General features: G+C 65.8%; 13 protein-coding genes and 5 pseudogenes. 11 read left to right on the forward strand and 7 right to left on the reverse strand.

The features are described from left to right. Window positions 1-251 precede the first annotated feature (251 nt). Window positions 252-395 carry a hypothetical protein gene (locus AB0A90_RS34245; RefSeq protein ID WP_357256054.1) on the forward strand — a complete coding sequence of 48 codons (144 nt, stop codon included), beginning with the start codon at window positions 252-254 and terminating at the stop codon, window positions 393-395. 44 nt (window positions 396-439) lie between these two features. On the opposite strand, the gene AB0A90_RS34250 is transcribed toward AB0A90_RS34245, so the two are convergent. From AB0A90_RS34250 to AB0A90_RS34260, 3 genes and pseudogenes are all read right to left on the reverse strand, one after another. Further along, on the reverse strand, window positions 440-2,773 hold the full coding sequence (locus AB0A90_RS34250) for a zinc-ribbon domain-containing protein (RefSeq protein WP_357256072.1): 2,334 nt from the start codon (window positions 2,771-2,773) through the stop codon (window positions 440-442). A 30-nt stretch (window positions 2,774-2,803) separates the two neighbouring features. Next, window positions 2,804-3,103 (reverse strand): annotated as a pseudogene (locus AB0A90_RS34255) (zinc-ribbon domain-containing protein); the annotation flags it as partial. Between the two features lie 856 nt (window positions 3,104-3,959). Continuing rightward, window positions 3,960-4,412 (reverse strand): hypothetical protein, encoded by a 453-nt coding sequence (locus tag AB0A90_RS34260; RefSeq protein ID WP_357256074.1) that lies wholly within the window; start codon window positions 4,410-4,412, stop codon window positions 3,960-3,962. On the opposite strand from AB0A90_RS34260, the pseudogene AB0A90_RS34265 reads away from it, so the two are divergent. From AB0A90_RS34265 to AB0A90_RS34275, 3 genes and pseudogenes are all read left to right on the forward strand, one after another. Then, a pseudogene (locus AB0A90_RS34265) lies at window positions 4,349-4,573 on the forward strand (NUDIX domain-containing protein); the annotation flags it as partial. The gene AB0A90_RS34260 and the pseudogene AB0A90_RS34265 overlap by 64 nt on opposite strands. Before the next feature lie 92 nt (window positions 4,574-4,665). Continuing rightward, a complete protein-coding gene (locus AB0A90_RS34270) occupies window positions 4,666-4,788 on the forward strand; it encodes a hypothetical protein (RefSeq protein WP_357256076.1) in 123 nt (40 codons plus the stop codon). 1,415 nt (window positions 4,789-6,203) lie between these two features. Continuing rightward, window positions 6,204-6,560, forward strand: a pseudogene (locus AB0A90_RS34275) (transposase family protein); the annotation flags it as partial. Between the two features lie 75 nt (window positions 6,561-6,635). Here AB0A90_RS34275 and AB0A90_RS34280 read toward each other — a convergent pair. The 3 genes from AB0A90_RS34280 to AB0A90_RS34290 are packed head-to-tail and all read right to left on the reverse strand — an operon-like array spanning window position 6,636 to window position 9,831. Beyond that, on the reverse strand, window positions 6,636-7,805 hold the full coding sequence (locus AB0A90_RS34280) for a ferritin-like domain-containing protein (protein ID WP_357256056.1): 1,170 nt from the start codon (window positions 7,803-7,805) through the stop codon (window positions 6,636-6,638). Further along, on the reverse strand, window positions 7,802-8,656 hold the full coding sequence (locus AB0A90_RS34285) for a PhnD/SsuA/transferrin family substrate-binding protein (protein ID WP_357256058.1): 855 nt from the start codon (window positions 8,654-8,656) through the stop codon (window positions 7,802-7,804). The genes AB0A90_RS34280 and AB0A90_RS34285 overlap by 4 nt, the downstream gene beginning before the upstream one ends. Continuing rightward, window positions 8,653-9,831: an acyl-CoA dehydrogenase family protein gene (locus AB0A90_RS34290; protein WP_357256060.1), complete on the reverse strand. Its 1,179-nt coding sequence runs from the start codon at window positions 9,829-9,831 to the stop codon at window positions 8,653-8,655. Before AB0A90_RS34290 ends, AB0A90_RS34285 begins: the two co-directional genes overlap by 4 nt. A gap of 336 nt (window positions 9,832-10,167) precedes the next feature. Between AB0A90_RS34290 and AB0A90_RS34295 the strand changes: the two genes are divergently transcribed. From AB0A90_RS34295 to AB0A90_RS34320, 6 genes and pseudogenes are all read left to right on the forward strand, one after another. Then, a complete protein-coding gene (locus tag AB0A90_RS34295) occupies window positions 10,168-10,518 on the forward strand; it encodes a SelB C-terminal domain-containing protein (RefSeq protein ID WP_357256062.1) in 351 nt (116 codons plus the stop codon). 412 nt (window positions 10,519-10,930) lie between these two features. Continuing rightward, window positions 10,931-11,632 carry a hypothetical protein gene (locus AB0A90_RS34300; RefSeq protein ID WP_357256064.1) on the forward strand — a complete coding sequence of 234 codons (702 nt, stop codon included), beginning with the start codon at window positions 10,931-10,933 and terminating at the stop codon, window positions 11,630-11,632. 14 nt (window positions 11,633-11,646) lie between these two features. Further along, entirely contained in the window at window positions 11,647-12,141 is a 495-nt protein-coding gene (locus tag AB0A90_RS34305) for a hypothetical protein (RefSeq protein WP_357256066.1), read from the forward strand. A gap of 868 nt (window positions 12,142-13,009) precedes the next feature. Next, window positions 13,010-13,483 (forward strand): hypothetical protein, encoded by a 474-nt coding sequence (locus tag AB0A90_RS34310; RefSeq protein ID WP_357256067.1) that lies wholly within the window; start codon window positions 13,010-13,012, stop codon window positions 13,481-13,483. Window positions 13,484-13,605: 122 nt separating this feature from the next. Beyond that, a pseudogene (locus AB0A90_RS34315) lies at window positions 13,606-14,132 on the forward strand (SigE family RNA polymerase sigma factor). Then, window positions 14,129-14,875, forward strand: a complete 747-nt coding sequence (locus AB0A90_RS34320; RefSeq protein ID WP_357256069.1) for a hypothetical protein — start codon at window positions 14,129-14,131, stop codon at window positions 14,873-14,875. Before AB0A90_RS34315 ends, AB0A90_RS34320 begins: the two are co-directional and overlap by 4 nt. Here the strand turns inward: AB0A90_RS34320 and AB0A90_RS34325 are convergent. Then, complete coding sequence (locus AB0A90_RS34325) at window positions 14,833-15,705, reverse strand: transposase (protein ID WP_357256071.1); 873 nt, start codon at window positions 15,703-15,705, stop codon at window positions 14,833-14,835. The genes AB0A90_RS34320 and AB0A90_RS34325 overlap by 43 nt on opposite strands. Before the next feature lie 939 nt (window positions 15,706-16,644). Between AB0A90_RS34325 and AB0A90_RS34330 the strand changes: the two are divergent. Beyond that, window positions 16,645-16,754 (forward strand): annotated as a pseudogene (locus AB0A90_RS34330) (IS5/IS1182 family transposase); the annotation flags it as partial. Window positions 16,755-16,803 lie beyond the last annotated feature (49 nt).

The following is a 16,803-nucleotide window of genomic DNA, read 5'->3' on the forward strand; positions in this document are numbered from 1 at the left end:
GGCAAGCGGCTCACGGCGCTGCGGGAGAAGTACGCCCACTCCCAGCAGGCCAGCCTGGACTTCCTCAAGGAGCTGTTCGCCCTCGGGCGGGACACCGTGGCCGCGGAGAAGGCTGCCGCCGAGGTGCCCGCGAGGACCGAGGCAAGGCGGCGCTTACCGAGCTGTTCCAGTCCCTCAAGGGCAACGGCACCCCGATCATCGCCGAGAAGATCGTCGACGAGGTCGACGAGGTCGACGAGGTCGTTCGGGCGGTGCGGTTCACGGGCTGGCAGGACACCCGTGAGGGCGACCGACTGGTCCAGCAGTCCCTCCGCAAGACGCTCTGGACCAAGTTCAAGATCCGCGACAACGACGTTTACGAGCGTGCCCTCGGCTACATCCGTGAGTACTACTAACGCTGCCTGCTCGGCGCAGGCGCAGGCCGCAAGGACGGTTGATGCTACGCACCGCTACCAGTTCTGGCGCCAGCATCTTCACATGCCCGGTCCTCGTGCAGTGACGGCGCGATTTCGCGGAACGCGTCGTCGAGCGAGTCGATGGGAAGCTCGCTGTATTCCCACGCCTCGGTGTACCCGTCCTGCCGATGGACCACGAGCGATGATCGGGTGCGGCGGAGCCCACGGCTGAGGAGACCGCGGAGGAACGCTTGCTCCAGTTCGTATGCGCGTCCGCCGTCGATCTCGTCGCTGATCTCAATCAGCTTCCAGCCGAACCGGCGTAGCTTCTTCAGCCGTGCTGCCGGCACATTCGTGATCCCGATCTTCCGCTGCTGCTGTCCTTCGTAGGTGCGGCGAAGCAGGTACAGGTACGCGGGCAGGGTGGGGCGGAACCCGGTGACGGCGCACGTGGGGCATCCATGTCCGGTGCCGGCTGTCCGATTCGCCACTGAGGTGGTCCAGAGGTGGGCTGGGTCGGTGCGGCATCGCCAGGTGAAGCGCTTGTGGGTGCCAGCGAGGATCTGATCAGGGGTGCGGCCATCGTTGAGGGCTGGGTCGAGCTCGGCGGCGACCTCGGGGAACCGGGCGGCGAGCGAGTTGGTGCGCGACAGGCGCATGCCGGCGCAGCAGGGGCAGCACTGTCCATTGATCGTGCGGGAGTACACCTTGGCGGGCCAAATGTGGTCCGGCCCAGCTGAGCATCGCCAGACGAGGGTACGGTTGCTGCGGCCGACGACTTTCTCCGCGGTGAGCCCGTCGTTGAGGGCGGGGTCGAGCTGGGCGGCGACCCCTGGGAAGAGGCTTGCGAGCGAGTTCGTGATTGATACTTGCCACCCGGCGCAGGCCGGACAGCCGGTCCCGGCACACGTGCGTTTGTCTACCGACACCCTCCACTCATGATCGGGGCCCTCCGGGCACTTCCACCACACTGCCTCACCGCTCCCAGCGACGATTTGATCGGGAGTTCGATCACCGTTCCGGGTGGGGTGCCACTGGGCGGCAATGTCTGGGCGCCGGGCCTGGAGGGAGTTCGTCACTGATAGGCGTAGCCCCGCGCAGCATGGGCACCCGGCACCGGCGACAGTCCGGGTTCGGATGATCGTCTCCCACTCATGGTCCGGGCCTTCGCGGCAGAGCCACCAGACTCGTACCACGCTGCTTGTACCGATCACATCGGCCGGAGTGCGGGTGCCGTTCCTACTGGGATGCCACTGCGCGGCGACGTCCGGGTATCGGGTCGCGAGCGAGTTCGTCTTCGACAGCTGCCGTCCACCGCACGCCGGGCAGCCAGCGTCTCGGGTGGTGCGCCCGCACACCGGGGTCGACCACACATGGTCGGGACCGGCATCGCACCGCCAGACGGCTGGGGTCGCACTGCCAGCAACGATTTGATCGGCGGTGAGACCGCCGTTCAACGCCGGATCGAACTGTGCCGCAATCTCCGGAAACCGGGCAGCGAGCGAGTTGGTAGGGGACACCTTCTTGTTGGCGCAGTACGGGCAACCGGTCCGAGCGCGGGTGCGGGAGTTGGGGCTAGCTTTCCAGTCGTGGCGTGAGTCGACTGCGCACTGCCACCACACGAGCTTGTTGCTCTGCGCGGTCACCTGCTCAGGACAAAGCGTCCCGTTCCGGTCGGGGTGCCACTGCGCAGCGACCGCCGGAAACAGCGTGGCTAGGCAGTTAGTCGACGACACCTGATTGCTCGCGCATGCGGGGCAACCGGTCTTGTCGAAGGTACGGCTGTTCGGCGAGACCCGCCAGGTGTGGTCCGGCCCCTTGCCGCAGATCCACCACAGCGGCTTGTTGCTGCCGGCAATCACCTGGTCGGCGGTAATCCCTTCGTTGCGGGCCGGGTCCAACTGCGCCGCGACGTCAGGAAACAGGACGGCGAGGGAGTTGGTGACCGACACCTTCTGGTTAGCGCAGCACGGGCAGTTGGTGCCCATGGTGGTGCGCTGCACAATCCGAACCCGCCACTCATGGTCCGGGCCCCTGTCGCACAGCCACCACACCACCGTGCCGCTGCCGAACACGACGGTGTCGGGGGTCAGCTCACCGTTCTTCGTGGGATGCCACTGCGCGGCGACAGCTGGGTAGCGGGCCGCGAGTGAGTTCGTAACGGATACCCGTTTGTTGGCACAAAAGGGGCAGCCATTCCCCCCGGTCGTACGCGAAGAGATCTGCGCCTGCCACTCGTGATCAGGCCCCAAGTCGCACCACCACCAAGCCGTCCGATTGCTGCCGAACACGACGGTGTCCGGCGTCAGGTCGCAGTTCTGAGTGGGATGCCACTGGGCGGCAACGGCTGGGTACCGGGCCGCAAGGGAGTTCGTCACCGAGACTCGTTGTCCGGCGCAGAACGGGCACCCTGCACCCGGCCTTGTCATGTTCCCAACGACGGCCTGCCACTCGTGGTCAGGTCCTTCGGGGCACTTCCACCACAGTTTCCGTCCGTTGCCGGCTGACAGGGTTGCCAGGTCAAGTGCGGGATTGAGGTCCGCGTGAATCATCGCAACCAGGTGCGGATACCCGTCCCGCAGAGTCAGACCGCGCCGCAGCGGCACGGTCCTATTGTCCGGAAGGGATTGATCGGAGCCAGCGGGCGGAGTTGCGACGGCAGGGTCGAGCTCTGCAAGAACAGTGGAGTCGACGGCTTCTCTTGGCACAAGCAGCAGGGTATTCGCAGAGTAGGACCCTTTGGGCTCTCGCCGCTTGTGAGCAGATGGTTCGAGAGCTCGGGAACTCGCCTGCCCGGCTGGTCAGCTGCCCGGAATCTCGACCGATCGGGGCCAGGGTATCTGCGATGGCCCCCGAACGTCGGCGGGCGGGTGCGGCACGAGGTTGGGCTGCAGATGGCGCAGCTCCCCCTGACCTGGTCCCAGGAACCTCGAGCGAGCCGATCCACAAGGCACCGACAGTCGATATGGCTTTCGTTCGGGTCGAGTTGAGCGCGTACGCAAACGAAGGCGCCGTTGGGCCGAGCCCGGGGCGGGGACGTCGGCGGAACCCGGTGAGCGGGCTGCGCTTGTCCGCCAGGCCGTCACTCCGGCGGCCCCGGCGAGCAGCAGCCCGGCCAGCGCGACCGCAATCCATCCCCGACGTCGGCGTGATCCCGACGGCCTAACGGGCGCGGGTTCCGGCACCGTGGATTCCATTGTCGTGCTCCCTCGGTTCGGGCGTGCTGCCCGCGCACAGCACTCGGGAGAAGCGCCGGAGGGTCAACGGCCCTGCCGGACCCAACTCCCAATCGTGATCTTGGGGATCTCGGTCTTCGGCGAGTGGCGTACCGACGCCGCATCAAGATCCAACTGGCTGGTCGCACTCAGTCGGCCAATCGCCACCGGACAGGCTCTACGCTGTGGCAGTCGGCCATCGCAAGGTCTGATGCCGTGTCCACAACACACGGACGATCATGCGGTGGCCGTCCTCGTTCCCGCGCGGGGATCCGAGGTCACCTCACGAAAGGCGGCTGCCGTACTAATACTCCAGACCAGACAAGTGCGGCTGGAGTATTAGGCAGGTTCACCCCTCCAACAAGTCCTGGTGGATCGCGTCTCGCAGCCCCGCGAGCCGCTGCCTCAACGCCACCACCTCCGGCATCCGGGGCAACAAGAAGTCTTCCTCGTGAGTGGGGAAGCCGCTCTCATTGACCGCCAACCGAAGTCGCTCATGCGCCGGCTCCAGCGTCTCCCAAGCGGTCCGGGTGTCCTTGAGGGCCAACAGCTCGATCCGCGCATTCAAGGGCACTGCGGGCTCGTAGCCCTTTCCTAACCGCTGCATCACCTGGTATGAGTCACACAAGGCGTCGAGCCACTCCTCACGCCGACGGCACTCAGCGATCAGGTCCACGTACAGGTTGATGCGCGCTTCGTGAAGTAGGTTCGATCGCTGATGCTTGCTTTGCCAGCGAGATGCAAAGTACGAGCCGAGCAAGGCGAAAACACCACCGGCGAGAGCAGACAGAAACTCCTTCATCCGATCAGGGTTGCACCCGCAATCCACCGATAACTTTGGCTTCTCCGAACCAGTGGAGCCTGCCGGGTGGTCGTGTCGAGCCGGGTGAGACGCCTGAACAGGCAGCGCACCGGGAGTTGTTGAAGGAGACGGGCCTGAGGACGGGTGAGTTGCGTGCGTTGTGGAGCGGCCCACGCCCGTACGAGGCCGGCTTCCCGCACACGGTGACTGTCACGTTTTCCGCGGCCGGACCGATGCTCGTCAACAAGATGTGGTGGTCGGCGAGGGCCGCGCGATGGTGTTCGTCCCGCGGGATGAGCTTCTCGACCGCGACCTGGCCGTGACGACCGCCGCAGTCCTGCCGCTCCACCTCAACGGCGCCGACGAGACGCATTGATCTGCCGCGATCCGCGCGCCTGCAGCTGAGCTGTTGGGCCTCGGCTGAGCCGTTTCGGGAGCCCGCTCACGATGAGCGGGCTCCCCGGATACTGGCCCGGCTCGAACGGTGCTGCCATCCCTGGGTCAGTGACGTGCGGTACCGGCGCCGCACGTTGGGCAGGCCGGCCTGCGAGGTTAGTGCGTCAAGCCCTGGAGGGGAAGTTCGTATACCTCGCCGGTTGTACCTGCTCCCCCATCCGGTGGGCCCGTAGCTACGGGGGCTGCTCCGATGGCCGTGCCTCGGGCCAGCGTTCGCGATCTGGCGAGGAACGACTGCGGGACTATCCACCGCCGGTCGACCGCTGCAGCCCGATTACGAGCCGGGGACTGGGGGAGCAGGTGGGGAGCATCTGGGTGCACTGAACGGCCTTCAACTGCATTGAATTGCACCCGACGGCCCGCAACTGCACCCACCCCTGCCTGCGGCTCCACGTTTTCGCAGCTCAGAGTCGCTGAGGCGTCCTGTTTCACACCGGAGTGCTCCCCGGTTCTGCGCGGCAGTCGGCAACTATCTATGTCGCCTGGCGGGGGAGTGTGCGCAGGTCAAGGCAGTAAGGAGCCGTTGGTTGGCCCGACCTTGCTACTGGGAGCAGAGTGGGTGCAGGTTGGCGAAGTGGTCTCTGCGGCCGAAGTGCTCACCGACGCCGAATAGAGACGAGGGCTTTGACCTGTGGCGATGCGGTGGAGCGGTGTGGCGTGACCTCCCAGTAGAGGCCGAAGTGGTCAGGCGTTGCTGCTCCCGGGATGGCTGGCGCCGGTCGGCGTCTCGGTTTGCCCAAGGCCACGTCCGAGGCGTGTTGCAGATCGATGTGGAGCGTTGCGGGTGAGCTTGCTGGAGTCCGCCGCAGTTCCGTCATTCGAGACACCGATCCCACGGGTAACGCCCTGACCAGGCCCTTCAGGCTGAAGACCTCTTCGGCGGACCCGAAGGCGTCATCAACGCGTCGACTCGGGCGCCAGCCGCCGGCAGGATCCGGCACTTACTGCACCCATGGTTCGGCCGTACGCCAGGTCGCAGTGGAGGGAGGCGGGGGTGGGTCGGACGGGTCGCCCGCGTTGGCGTACCGAAGCGGCGAGTTGGTGTTGGGGCGTGTGTCCGAGCCGTCGAACTGGAAGCAGTGGTACGCACCGGAGCTTGGCGCGCGTACGGCGACGAGCCATGGGGACAGCGTCACCGGTGCCCCGGCGTGTGGCAGCAGGAACACTTGGCCGGTGATGGTGGGATCGGTCGTTGCCACGGTATGTGCGAACAGGCCGCGTGTTCCGCGGAGCCGGTCGAACTCCGCGTGGAACAGCATCCCGTCGTATGTCATCGTCGCTACCCCGATGTCGGCGCGCCAGAACGCGGTGGCCCGGGCCGCGAACCGTCGGAGCACCCGCCTGGTCATCGCCGTCGGCGACCCGCAGCCCGGCAACCGCAACGACACGATCGTCTACCGCACCAGCGGCATCGCCGAGAAGCTCGACGGGCGTCCGGTGATGGCCGACGGCGGCTACCGCGGCAACCCGCAGGTGATCATGCCGTACCGCAAGCCCTCCGACAGCACCGAACTGCCCGCCTGGAAGCAAGACTTCAACGTCGAACACCGCACCGTCCGAGCAGGCGTCGAACATGCTCTGGCCAGGATGAAGTGTTTCAAAATCCTGCGGGGCTACCGTCGCGCCGCCCGGACATTGGCCGACGCCGCATCCGGCATCGCCAACCTCCACAACGTCATCATCGCAGGCTGACCACCAGCCCCGCACAGGGCAACGCCTTCGACAAGTTACGAGACGTCCCTTAGAAACCCCATCGCAGTATGAGCCTCACATGAAGTTGCGGGTATGCAGCGCGGACAGTTCGGCGGCTTCGTCGTCAGGGAAGCCGAGCCGGGAGAGGTGGCGTCTGCGCCCGGTATCCATGTCGGCTTGCAACTGCTGCACTGCGAGATGGCCGCGAGTGAGTGCCTCGGGGGTCCAATCGCCTGCTGCGAGCAGGAGCAGGGCGTCGAACACATCCTGATTGAGGCCGGCGGTGTCGATGAGCACGTCGTGGCGCCGTTCGATGGCGCCACGCAGCCGGCCGAGCATTGTCGGGTCCGATGTCGACTGGTGTTCGAGGTGCGCCACCCCGAACGCCACGTGCCGGGCCTCGTCGGCGCGGGCCAATCGGGTGACCGTCTGGGTGACAGGGTCGGGGGCGTATCGATCGAGGAAGGTGAGCAGGTAGACAAAAGTGCCCTCGCCAAGTACCGACAGCAGGAACGAGGCCAGGGTGAAGTCCGGCTCGGCCAACAGTGAAGCCAGGGACGCCCGGCCGCCGGCCGAGGAGGTGCCCATCCGACCACCGGTGTACAGCGCCCGGCGGGTGAAGACGTCGACGTGCCGGGCCTCGTCGGCGGCCTGAACCGCGAGCAGCCCGACCACCTCATGGAAGTGCGGGTGGATGCGGGTCAGAAGCCGAGCCGGGATCACCAGGGCCGCCTGCTCGTTTTCCACCAGGTAGGTCATGATCTGCACGACCGCAGCCTCGATGTCCGCCGGCAGGGTGAACGGCGAGTCCCACGGGACTGCGGTCGCCGGGTCCCACTGCGCGGCGGCCGCGTGAGCGTAGAGCCGGGGTGCCAAGTCGGCCCAGACGACGTCCCGGTCGGCCAGGTCGTAGGCCGGCTCAGGCCCACCTGCTTCGAGTAGCGCGCCGCGGGCGGCCAGCCCCCAGTGCCCAGGCGGGCGGCGCGTTACCGTGCCGGGTTCGCCGGCCCGTTCGGCGCGCGCCCAGCGATCGGCGTCTTGGCGGCCCTTGACGACTTGGACTCGGCCGTCGTCGGTGGTCGCGCCGTGGCCGGCCGTCCGGCACCAGGCCCGCAGGTGCAGGGTCAGGAAGGGGTCGCGGCCAGTGACCGTGATCGTGCTACCCGGCGGCAAACCGGCCAGAGTTTTCTGTACCAGCAGACGGCCGCCGGTGTCGAAGGCCAGGCCGGCCAGGTCCAAATTCACGGCCGGTACTCGTCGGCGGTTACCCTTCCCGTCCCGTCGTAGAAGCCGGATGCGGTGACCGCCGATTCCAGTAGGTTGTATCCGTTGGTACGCCCAGGCTCCCAGGAGGTAAGTCCCTCCAGATCCAGCAGCGGGCGCATGGCCGGGTCGGCGTACGACATCGACAGCAGCAGCTCCTCAAACCGCGCCAACAGGGAAGGGTCGGCGGTCCCGGTGACCGTCATGTTGCAGTGGTCGTAGAGATCAGTGGTGGTGAGCAGCCGGGTGCTCCCGGCGGGCAGCACGCCCTCCTTGGTGAAGAGCAGGTGGTTGCCGTCGAGCACGCAGGCGGCGTCGACCTCGCCGGCGATCAGTGCCCGAGCGGCGTCACGTTCCCCGCCGACGTGGTCGCCATGCAAGCCGACCCCGACGTCGAAACGGCGGACTGTGAAGTCCGTGCCGGGCTGCAAGCCGTAACGGCGAAGGTGCTCCAGCGGCAGCAGCGTCGCCTGGGGTGAGTCGATTGCCCCGGTCGCGACCGTCCGTCCCCGGAGGTTGTCGAGCGAGGCGATGTCGCTGTCGACGCGGACCACCACCGCTGTGGCAAGGTTGCGGTCCGTGTCCCGCATGACTAGCGCTCGGATTGGCAGGCCCCGCGTCTCGGCGAGCCGGCGGGCACGGATCCAGGCGAGGGGGGAGTTCCAGGCCGCGTTGATACGCCCGTCAATCAGATCCTCGACCTGCCGCTCGTAATGGGAGTAGAGGACGTAGTCGAACGGCAGCCCGGCAGCGGTGAGCCAGGCCCGGAAGCCGTCCCAGATGGTCACGACCTTCGGGTCGTAGGCAACCGCGCCCATAGTGAAGACGGTCATGCTGACACCGGAGCATCGAACAGCGGCAGACCGAGGACCGCCCGGCCCGTGAAGTCGTACAGCGCCTCGGTGGTCGGCGCCATCACCCGGGCAGCCAGCGCGTCCCGGAAGTGCCGTTCGATGCCCAACTCCTTGCGGAACGCCGAACCACCGGCCAAGCGCATCACCTCGTCGGCGACCGACACGGCTGTCTCCCCGGCGACCGCCTTGACCTGCAAAACCCGCAACTGTGCGGCGGGGTCTGCGGCGGCCAGCGCGGCCAGAGTGGCAGCCAGGAACGCGCGGGTGGTGTCCACGCTCGTCCGAATCCGAGCGAACGCGGCCCGAGGGATCGGCTGCTCGGCCAGGGACTGCCCCAGGTGGTCGAGGCGGGCGCGGTCGAGGTGTTCGGCTGCCAGCGTGGCCAGGCGCTCCGACACGCCAAGTGAGAACGCGGCGCTGAGCACGGTGAACACCGGCAGCACCACTCCCAGTGCGATGTCGAGGCCAGCGCCGTCTGTGCCGAGCAGCGCGTCGGCGGGTACCACCGCGTCGGTCGCGGTGATCGGCCGGGAAGCGTTACCCCGCAAGCCGACACCATCGAACGGCCCGGCGACCTCCAGCCCTGCCGTTGCCGACGGGACCAGCCACAGGGTCATCCCGTCTCCGGCCAGTGGCAGGCTCGACCAAACGTAGCTGTCGGCTTCGCCAGCGGACGTCACCCAGCTCTTGCGAGCGTCGAGGAGCACCTTGTCGCCGCTACTGGTTGCGGTCGATTGCGGCGCCCAGAAGTGGCTGCGTGAGCCCTGTTCGGAGAAGGCGAGCGTACTAACGTGCCGGCCGGCAGCAATCGAACGACGGACAACCTCCGGCCCGCTCTGCTCGATGGCGGCGGTCGCCGCGTAGTGCATCAACGTCACCATCGCGGTCGATCCGCACACCCCGGCCAGGGCCTCAACTACCTCAGCGGCCGCGTCCAGCCCCAGACCGGCGCCGCCCACTTCGCGAGCACTCGTCAGGCCCAGCAAACCAGCGTTGCCGAGAGCGGCAATCGCGGAGCGAGGGTATCGCCCCGATCGATCGATGTCCGCCGCGTGCGGGCGAACATCTACGTCCAATACCGCCTGCAACGCGGCCCGATGGTCCAACATGCTTCCCCCGTGCAAACCCTGAATTCGATTGATCGCCGTGGACAATAACGCGGCAGGACCAGGTGGGTCCACATCGGATGCCGAGGGCTTGCGTCGTAAGTCACAGGGGTCTGCCGGCAGGCTCCTAGTTTGTGGTGGCGTCGGAAGTTGATGTGGTTCATGTAGACAACGCAGGCGAAGCTGAAGGCGTCTTCGCTGCTGCCGCTGAACCAAGCCCGCTGTCCCAGCGGTGGGCGAACGCGTCTCGCGCCGCAGGCGGCGGCACGCAGGGCAGGCATCACCGATCTCCGGCTGATCGGAGCGCTCGCCACCGAGGCGGGGCTCGTCCTCGGCAGCGGCGGCGTGCATCACAGGGAGGCCAGAATCTGCTTCCCCGAACCAGTGAGCCGTGTACTCGAAGAGATTTGCGCGCGGCTCCGTAAGGACCCGTTCGCCGCGCCCAGCGCCGACGAACTCGTACGACACCGGTTGTCGCGGCAGCACCTGGGTGGCGCGGTCAGGGCGGGCCTGCTCTGTCGTGTCGCCGACGACGTCTACCTGCTGCCCGACGCGCCGGCCGAGGCGATGCGCCGACTCGAGGGTATCGAGCAGCCGTTCACCGTCAGCCGGGCCCGCGTCGCCTGGGGCACCAGCCGCCGCGTCGCCGTGCCGCTGCTGGAGTACCTCGACAATCAGGGCGCCACTCGACGCACGGGTACCACGCACCGAATGGTTCATCGACAACCGACATAATCGGTTCGAAGTCCCAATAGTGGCCCAACGTGTCTAACTTGGACATGAGTTCACACTCGGGCCGCCGGACTACGAGGTTGACATTGGGGCCCACTAATATAAGATCCATCGTGGAGTGATGATCTGAGCGCTCTTACACGGGGGATTACTTGATGCGAAGCCGATTGTTGCGCGACCTGCCCAGTATTGTGGGTCGAGGAAGGTCGCCCAGGCCGGATTCCTTTCCGCTGGTCGCGAACATGCAGCTCTGTCGGCGCGAAATCAGACGTCCCCTCTGAGCGGTCAACCCGCAGTTCCATCGGAGTTGTAGGTGGATTGGCCAGACTGACCAATTAGGTCGGCGCTCGGGGAATTTCTACCCACAGGTGCACGTGGCGCGAGTCGTATGTCGTCCAGTAAAGAGAGGGATCTCATGACGGTAAAGACCTACAAAACTGTGGCGCCAGATGGGCGTCGAGTTGCGTTCTCCTGCAGGGTAAACGGACTGCGGGACGACTGGTTTTGGCAGATGCGCTTGACAAGCAAGACAGTTTCGGTCGGTGTCACTATCGGACGCCCCGGCTATATTGACAAGAACTTGGAGAGTCAGAAACTTCAAGTCGTCGACCGGATCACGTACAAATCGTCCACCCTTCTGCGCGCCGTAAATGCTGAACGCGATGGCTGGTTTATCGGTTGGAAGGGGCGCCATCACGACCTGATGTTCGGGGGCGCTAACAGTGGGCCGGACATGACGGCGGTGGTCGCCCTTCTCGACCTGATCGACATCGCTGACGCGCCTGCCGGGCTCGTCCTCCGCCCGCTGGCTGGAAGCGGTGTCGTGCTGTGGAACATGGCCGGAACGACTGACATTCCGGGTGCTGGCCCGGTCACCTTCTATCCACTGACGGAAGCTGGCGCCTTGGTGCCGGACGGGAACGGCCTGCGAGTCGGCACCGGACATGTGTGGAAGAAGTCGCTTGATGTGAACGGGGTTCAGCGCGGTGAGACGTTCGTGCATGTAAATAACTCCGCGGTTGCGCTGATTCCCGACGACAGGAGCCGTGACGAGCGGGTAACCGAAGCAGCGTTGGAAGACCTGCTCGACTCCCTCGACATTCAGTGGTCGAACTGAGGTTAGGGGGCTAGATGTTCACTGTTTTGTCAGCCGCAGTCGTTACGGCTTGGCTAGCGATCGCGCTCCTCGCCCTCGGCTACGGCGGCCTCGTCGTCCAGATCCGTGAGCTGCAGTCTCGCGGGACACACCCGAGCCGGACGCTATATCCTGAGCTAGCTGCGCCGGAGCGATCGCTCAGCACGGTCGCTCTCGCTGTCACGAAAACATGCCCCACCTGCGCCGAGGCCTTCGAGGAATGGCGTGGCGTGGCGCGAGACCTCAAAGGCATGGGGCACCGGCCAGTCACGATCAGCCTCGACGGCTCGACGGATTGGCTTGTACCCGAAGGAACTGAGCTGAAGACCGCTGATGAGCTGACCTCGCCGTTCCTGCTCGCATACCAGCCAGCCCTTCTCATCATTGATTCGAATGGTGAATTACTCTCCGCTGAACCGGTCGGATCGGCCGTGGCTCTGCGTAAGAGGTGCTACGAGGTCATGAATAGCAATACTGTGGTGTCCAGCTAGCCAGCACTGAGCAAAGGAGAGGAATATGCCCGGCCTACTCGATCGAGTTCCGGAAATTGTGATCCTGCCCGAATCAGGATCATCTCGTCAGTTCGCCTCGAACCGCCCTGACCCCGAAGTTTCCGCAACCGCGCGTCAGCCCAGCACGTACGAGCGACGCGGCTTTCTGCGGATGGCGCTCGTCGGAGGTGGAGCATTAGCCGTGACAATGCTCGGCTGGGTAGGTGACCGCATTCCCGCCTACGCGGCCATCACGCGGACATCGCGCCATCCAAACCATTGCATGAACGTCAAGATCGATGGTGACGTTCCATGTTGGGGAAGGCAGTACATCGGGTCGTCGTGGTGCGCCTCGGACGGGTATCACCGGACCGATTCCGTGAAAATCGATGGCGCGACCCGACGATACCATTACTGGGATCCCGCTTGTGGGGGCTACGCGGGGTGGTATTGGGATGGCGGGAGCGGCCGCGTCTCGTGCTGGGACGGGAAGTTCAAGGACGTGGAAACCGCGACAGGCGACTACTGGTGGTACACCACCTCGTGCAAGCGGTCGGGTGGCTGATTTGTGATGCCGCGCGGTGGAAGTACATCAGCCTCTGCGGCCGGTCGCCTAAGTAGACCGTTCGAGGCGACGTGGGCTGTCGTGGTCGGCTGTAGCCTCGTCGCTTTTGTTGGCGCTGGGCTACCGCCCATTATCGGGGCGATTCTGGCGGCCTGTTCGGTCGGAGTCGTCGCTGGCTTTTCCACGTCGGGCTCCATTTGAAGCCACAACTCAGCAGCTTTGCTGACCTCGTCGGTCTGGCGAGGAACAAAGAACGTTCGATATTTCAGCTATGGTTTAATGTTGGGCGCTACGGGGACCGGCATGTTGGCCCTACTCCCTGCGGCGCTGGCGCAGACGGTACTTCCGTTGACGGCACGGCTGCTGTTGCTCGCCGCGCTGACATTGCTCTGTATCGCCTGCGATGCCAAGATTGTGCCGTTTCGGCTACCCCAGAACGGCCGGCAGGTTCCAAGTGACATCCTGGTTCGAGCGGATGGTGCGGGTGCGCTGCAGTTTGGCTTCGAGATGGGCTCTGGTATGCGCACCTACGTACCAAGTCACCTGCCATACGTCCTCGTCGGAGTCGCCGTACTGGCGGCCCCGTGGTGGCTCGCACCTCTGCTGGGTGTGAGCTTTGGGTTCGGTCGGGTGATCATGGTCTGGTCGTCAGTGGCGTCGGGCAGCGCCTCTTCCTGGGCGACCGCCTTCTCCGCTCGGAAGAAGCGGATTTACCTGCTCTGCTGGGTTGGAGCAGCGTTCTGCGTCGGGATCATGGTCTCAGCACTCGTCGCGTGAGCCGGTCATCGCCCCAGAGATTTCTCCTGTGGCGATGGCCGGTACGCCTCCGAGCGGCTCGGCGAATCGGCCGAGCCGCTCGAGTGACTCAACCTTTGCTGTAGCTGCAGCGTTATCAGGACATGGAGCCACCTTTGAGCATCCAGGACTTCGAGGACTTCGTGCACTGCAGTGGCCAACGTCTCCTCAGGTTCGCCATCTTGATGTGTGGCGATCCGACGGACGCCGAAGATGTCCTGCAGACGGTCTTGGAGCAGACCTATCCGCGGTGGGGTCGGCTGCGCGACGGCGATCCCGAACGTTACGTACGCCGCGCGATCGTCAACCGTGTTATCAGCCGGTGGCGATCGCCCTGGGTCCGTCGGCGCGTTGCAGAGGTGCCGGACAAGGCTGTAGCGGGGGACGAGATGGCGCGCGCAGACGACCGCGCCCTCCTACTGCGGGCGCTTCGCTCGCTGCCACCCCGCATGCGTGCAGTTGTGGTCATGCGGCACTGGGCGGGCTGGTCTGAGAAGGAGACAGCAGAGGCGCTCGGCTGCTCAATTGGAGCGGTCAAGAGTCAGTCGTCGCGAGGCCTTGACCGGCTGCGGGGAATGTTGTCCACACCCGTGTCGTGTCCGCCGGAACTAGTGGAGGGGTAGCGCCATGAACGACTCTGACTTGCGGTCACTCATGGACCGTGCCGTCGAGGCACACGAGGTGCCCGGCGACTTGGCGGCCCGGGCCGTAAGGGGCAGCCGGGCACGACGTCGGCGGAGGCAAGGAACGGTGGTGGGGCTGTCTCTACTCGCGGTGGCAGCCGGAGGGCTAGTGGTCGCTGAAACTGATCTCGGCCTGCGCGCGCCCACCGCGAGTCCAGTCGCGCCGGCTGGACAGGACATGGATGAGACCGCGCGGCGGCTGAGCCGGGACAGCGAATCGGTGGTGACCGCGCAACAGGTTCTGGCTGCCGGGCGGGCGGGGGATGAAGACCTGGTGCTGGTGAAGCGGTCCGCACGGCCGGAGGAGGCGGCAGCCGGCGGCAAGTCGGCCGAACTGTGGGTAGCCACCAATTCTGGGGCCTTTAACCGTAAGTCGGATTACATCTCCTACGACTTCGCCTGCGTTGCCGAGGACGCCGTCTGTGGCACCGAGCGATCCGGAGGCTTGGGGGTGGTGGTGGTCCGCCACCTTCCGGGGCGCGGAACCTATGTCCTTGTGGCCGTTCCGGCCGGCCGCCAGATCGAGGTAACCACGGCGGAAGGCCGAACGTCCGCCACGCCAGGCGACCCCCACGGCACCGTCGTCATGGTCCAAACGGCGCAGCCCTGGCAGATCAAGGTCCGGGTGCAGCTACCGGACACGAGGACCTACCAGTTGCCTCTGCCGCCTGGCGCTGTCGTCACCAACTGAAGTGGGACCGCCTGGATGTGCCCAGATGCAACAGCACCGCAGGACCTTGCACTTCTGCGATAGTCGGGTGTGTTCAGGTCTGATTTCGGTGGCCGGTGGCCGGTGGCCGGTGGCCGGTGGCCGGTGGCCGGTGGCCGGTGGCGGGTGCGCCTCGGTGTAAGGCGACGGAGCATGCCGCCGAGGGCGTCCCACCGGATCATGGCTTCTGAGGTTTTCGGTGGGCTTCGTAGTCTCGTGGGCCAGGGGGCGGTGGTCGGTAAGCCAGGCCAGGGTCCGTTCGACGACCAGCGGCGCGGGTGCACAACGAAGCCTTGCTGGTCGGCCGGCTTACGGACGATCTTCATGGGTGGTGCGAGGGGGTCGCGGGCCGAGTCAACGAGGTGGCCGGCGAAGCCGGAGTCGGCGAAGGCGTGCCGGATGGTGGTCGCCGGGTAGGAAGCGATCCCCTTGCGCCGTCTGGGTCTTGCCACGAGGCGGTCAGGACCCAGACGGTGACCAAGAGCCCGAGGGTGTCGGTGACCTGAAACCGCTGCAAAGTCAACGGGCAGGTACCGCCACGTGCGGCCGGTGCGCACCACGTACGGGATGGCGTTGACGACCCCGCGCGAATGCTTCTCCGGTCTGCCCATCCATTGCGGCGAGGGCAGCATCGCCTCAATGATCTCCCACTCGGCGTCGGTCAGGTCAGACAGGTCGATCCATGCTTGTTTACGGACCGAGCTACGCCAATCGACCGGACCCGCTGCGCGACGCCCCCGTCCACCCATCTCCACCTCTCCGGAGGATGTACTGGGCGGCGACGGGTCTCCATCAGGGGTCGTGTCGCTCATCGAGGTAAACCCCACGAGTCGAGGTCTTCTGGGCCGCCCGAGACGGAGATCGAATTGCCGTTGCCGATCGCGCCAATTCCCCGCGACCGGATGTCCTGGAACACCTGCCCACCACCGGCCGGCTGAGGGCGAGACCGGCCGTCTCGGCGTTCGACGCTCCCACCGTCGCTCGGTTGATCAGAGGCGGAAACGGGAGGACCAGGAGGCTCGTTGGTGGTGGAAATACTCTCGCCCGGAACGTAGATCCAGGCGTGGCCTCGAAGTGCTTCTCAGGTAGTCGCGCCGTCACCTGCTGGAAGTGCTCAGGCCGAAGATCCTGGTACTGGCGGACGATGTCGTGGTAAAGCCGATCCGACACAATCAGCGCGACCGCAGCGCCCGAGAACCGCCGTAGCGCGGCCTTGTGCGGGTCCATCCCAATGACCACACGATCTGACGTGGCACTCAACGGGTCCTCCGATGCTCGATCAGCAGTTGTCGAGCCGGGAGGGCAACGCTACTTCGAGCCGAGCAAACCCCTCTTGAGCCTCTCCCCGCCCTGGGGCGACGCCCGGGCTGCGCAGGCCAAATGAGAGCCACACGACCAGCGTGGGCAGCCGCAATGAGAGCGACAGCCCGGGCGCCTCGACCGAAGCCTGGCCGGGCCACGGTCGCAGGTCAATGAAACAAGTAGCCGCGATCCGGGTGCTGCCATCTCACGTCCACCAGTTACTCATTGTTGGCGGACGTGGGTGGCCGATCCGCCGTCGTCGTGCCGTCCCCAGCGCCTGGCCGGCGGAACCTCTGCACATCTGGCGTATCTGCCTCTGCATGAAGTTGGCTCCGGCAAGATTTTCGTAGCCGGAGATCGCCATGGCGTCCTGACCCGGTGACGGGCTCAGACTTCCTTATTGACGCCATCACCGACGGGGGTGGCATCCCACTCGTCGTGTCCCTGATGGCGGCAACCGTCACGACGTCACCCAACTACTGCCCTGGTCGACAAGATCCCGCCGATCAAGGACATCCGCGGCCGATCCAGACAGCGACCGAAACGCATCTACGCCGACCCCGGTTAACGGTGACTGCGGGGGACGGGTTCGGCCTGAGCTGGCGCCA

Source organism: Micromonospora sp. NPDC049204 (assembly GCF_040647935.1).
Lineage (GTDB): Bacteria > Actinomycetota > Actinomycetes > Mycobacteriales > Micromonosporaceae > Micromonospora.

What these genes read in the sequence shown, in the direction of transcription:
- AB0A90_RS34260 (WP_357256074.1), bottom strand. Translation starts at nt 4,412, where the DNA reads ATGAAGGAGTTTCTGTCTGCTCTCGCCGGTGGTGTTTTCGCCTTGCTC.
- AB0A90_RS34285 (WP_357256058.1), bottom strand. Translation starts at nt 8,656, where the DNA reads ATGACCGTCTTCACTATGGGCGCGGTTGCCTACGACCCGAAGGTCGTG.
- AB0A90_RS34300 (WP_357256064.1), top strand. Translation starts at nt 10,931, where the DNA reads ATGACGGTAAAGACCTACAAAACTGTGGCGCCAGATGGGCGTCGAGTT.
- AB0A90_RS34305 (WP_357256066.1), top strand. Translation starts at nt 11,647, where the DNA reads ATGTTCACTGTTTTGTCAGCCGCAGTCGTTACGGCTTGGCTAGCGATC.
- AB0A90_RS34310 (WP_357256067.1), top strand. Translation starts at nt 13,010, where the DNA reads ATGTTGGCCCTACTCCCTGCGGCGCTGGCGCAGACGGTACTTCCGTTG.
- AB0A90_RS34320 (WP_357256069.1), top strand. Translation starts at nt 14,129, where the DNA reads ATGAACGACTCTGACTTGCGGTCACTCATGGACCGTGCCGTCGAGGCA.
- AB0A90_RS34325 (WP_357256071.1), bottom strand. Translation starts at nt 15,705, where the DNA reads ATGAGCGACACGACCCCTGATGGAGACCCGTCGCCGCCCAGTACATCC.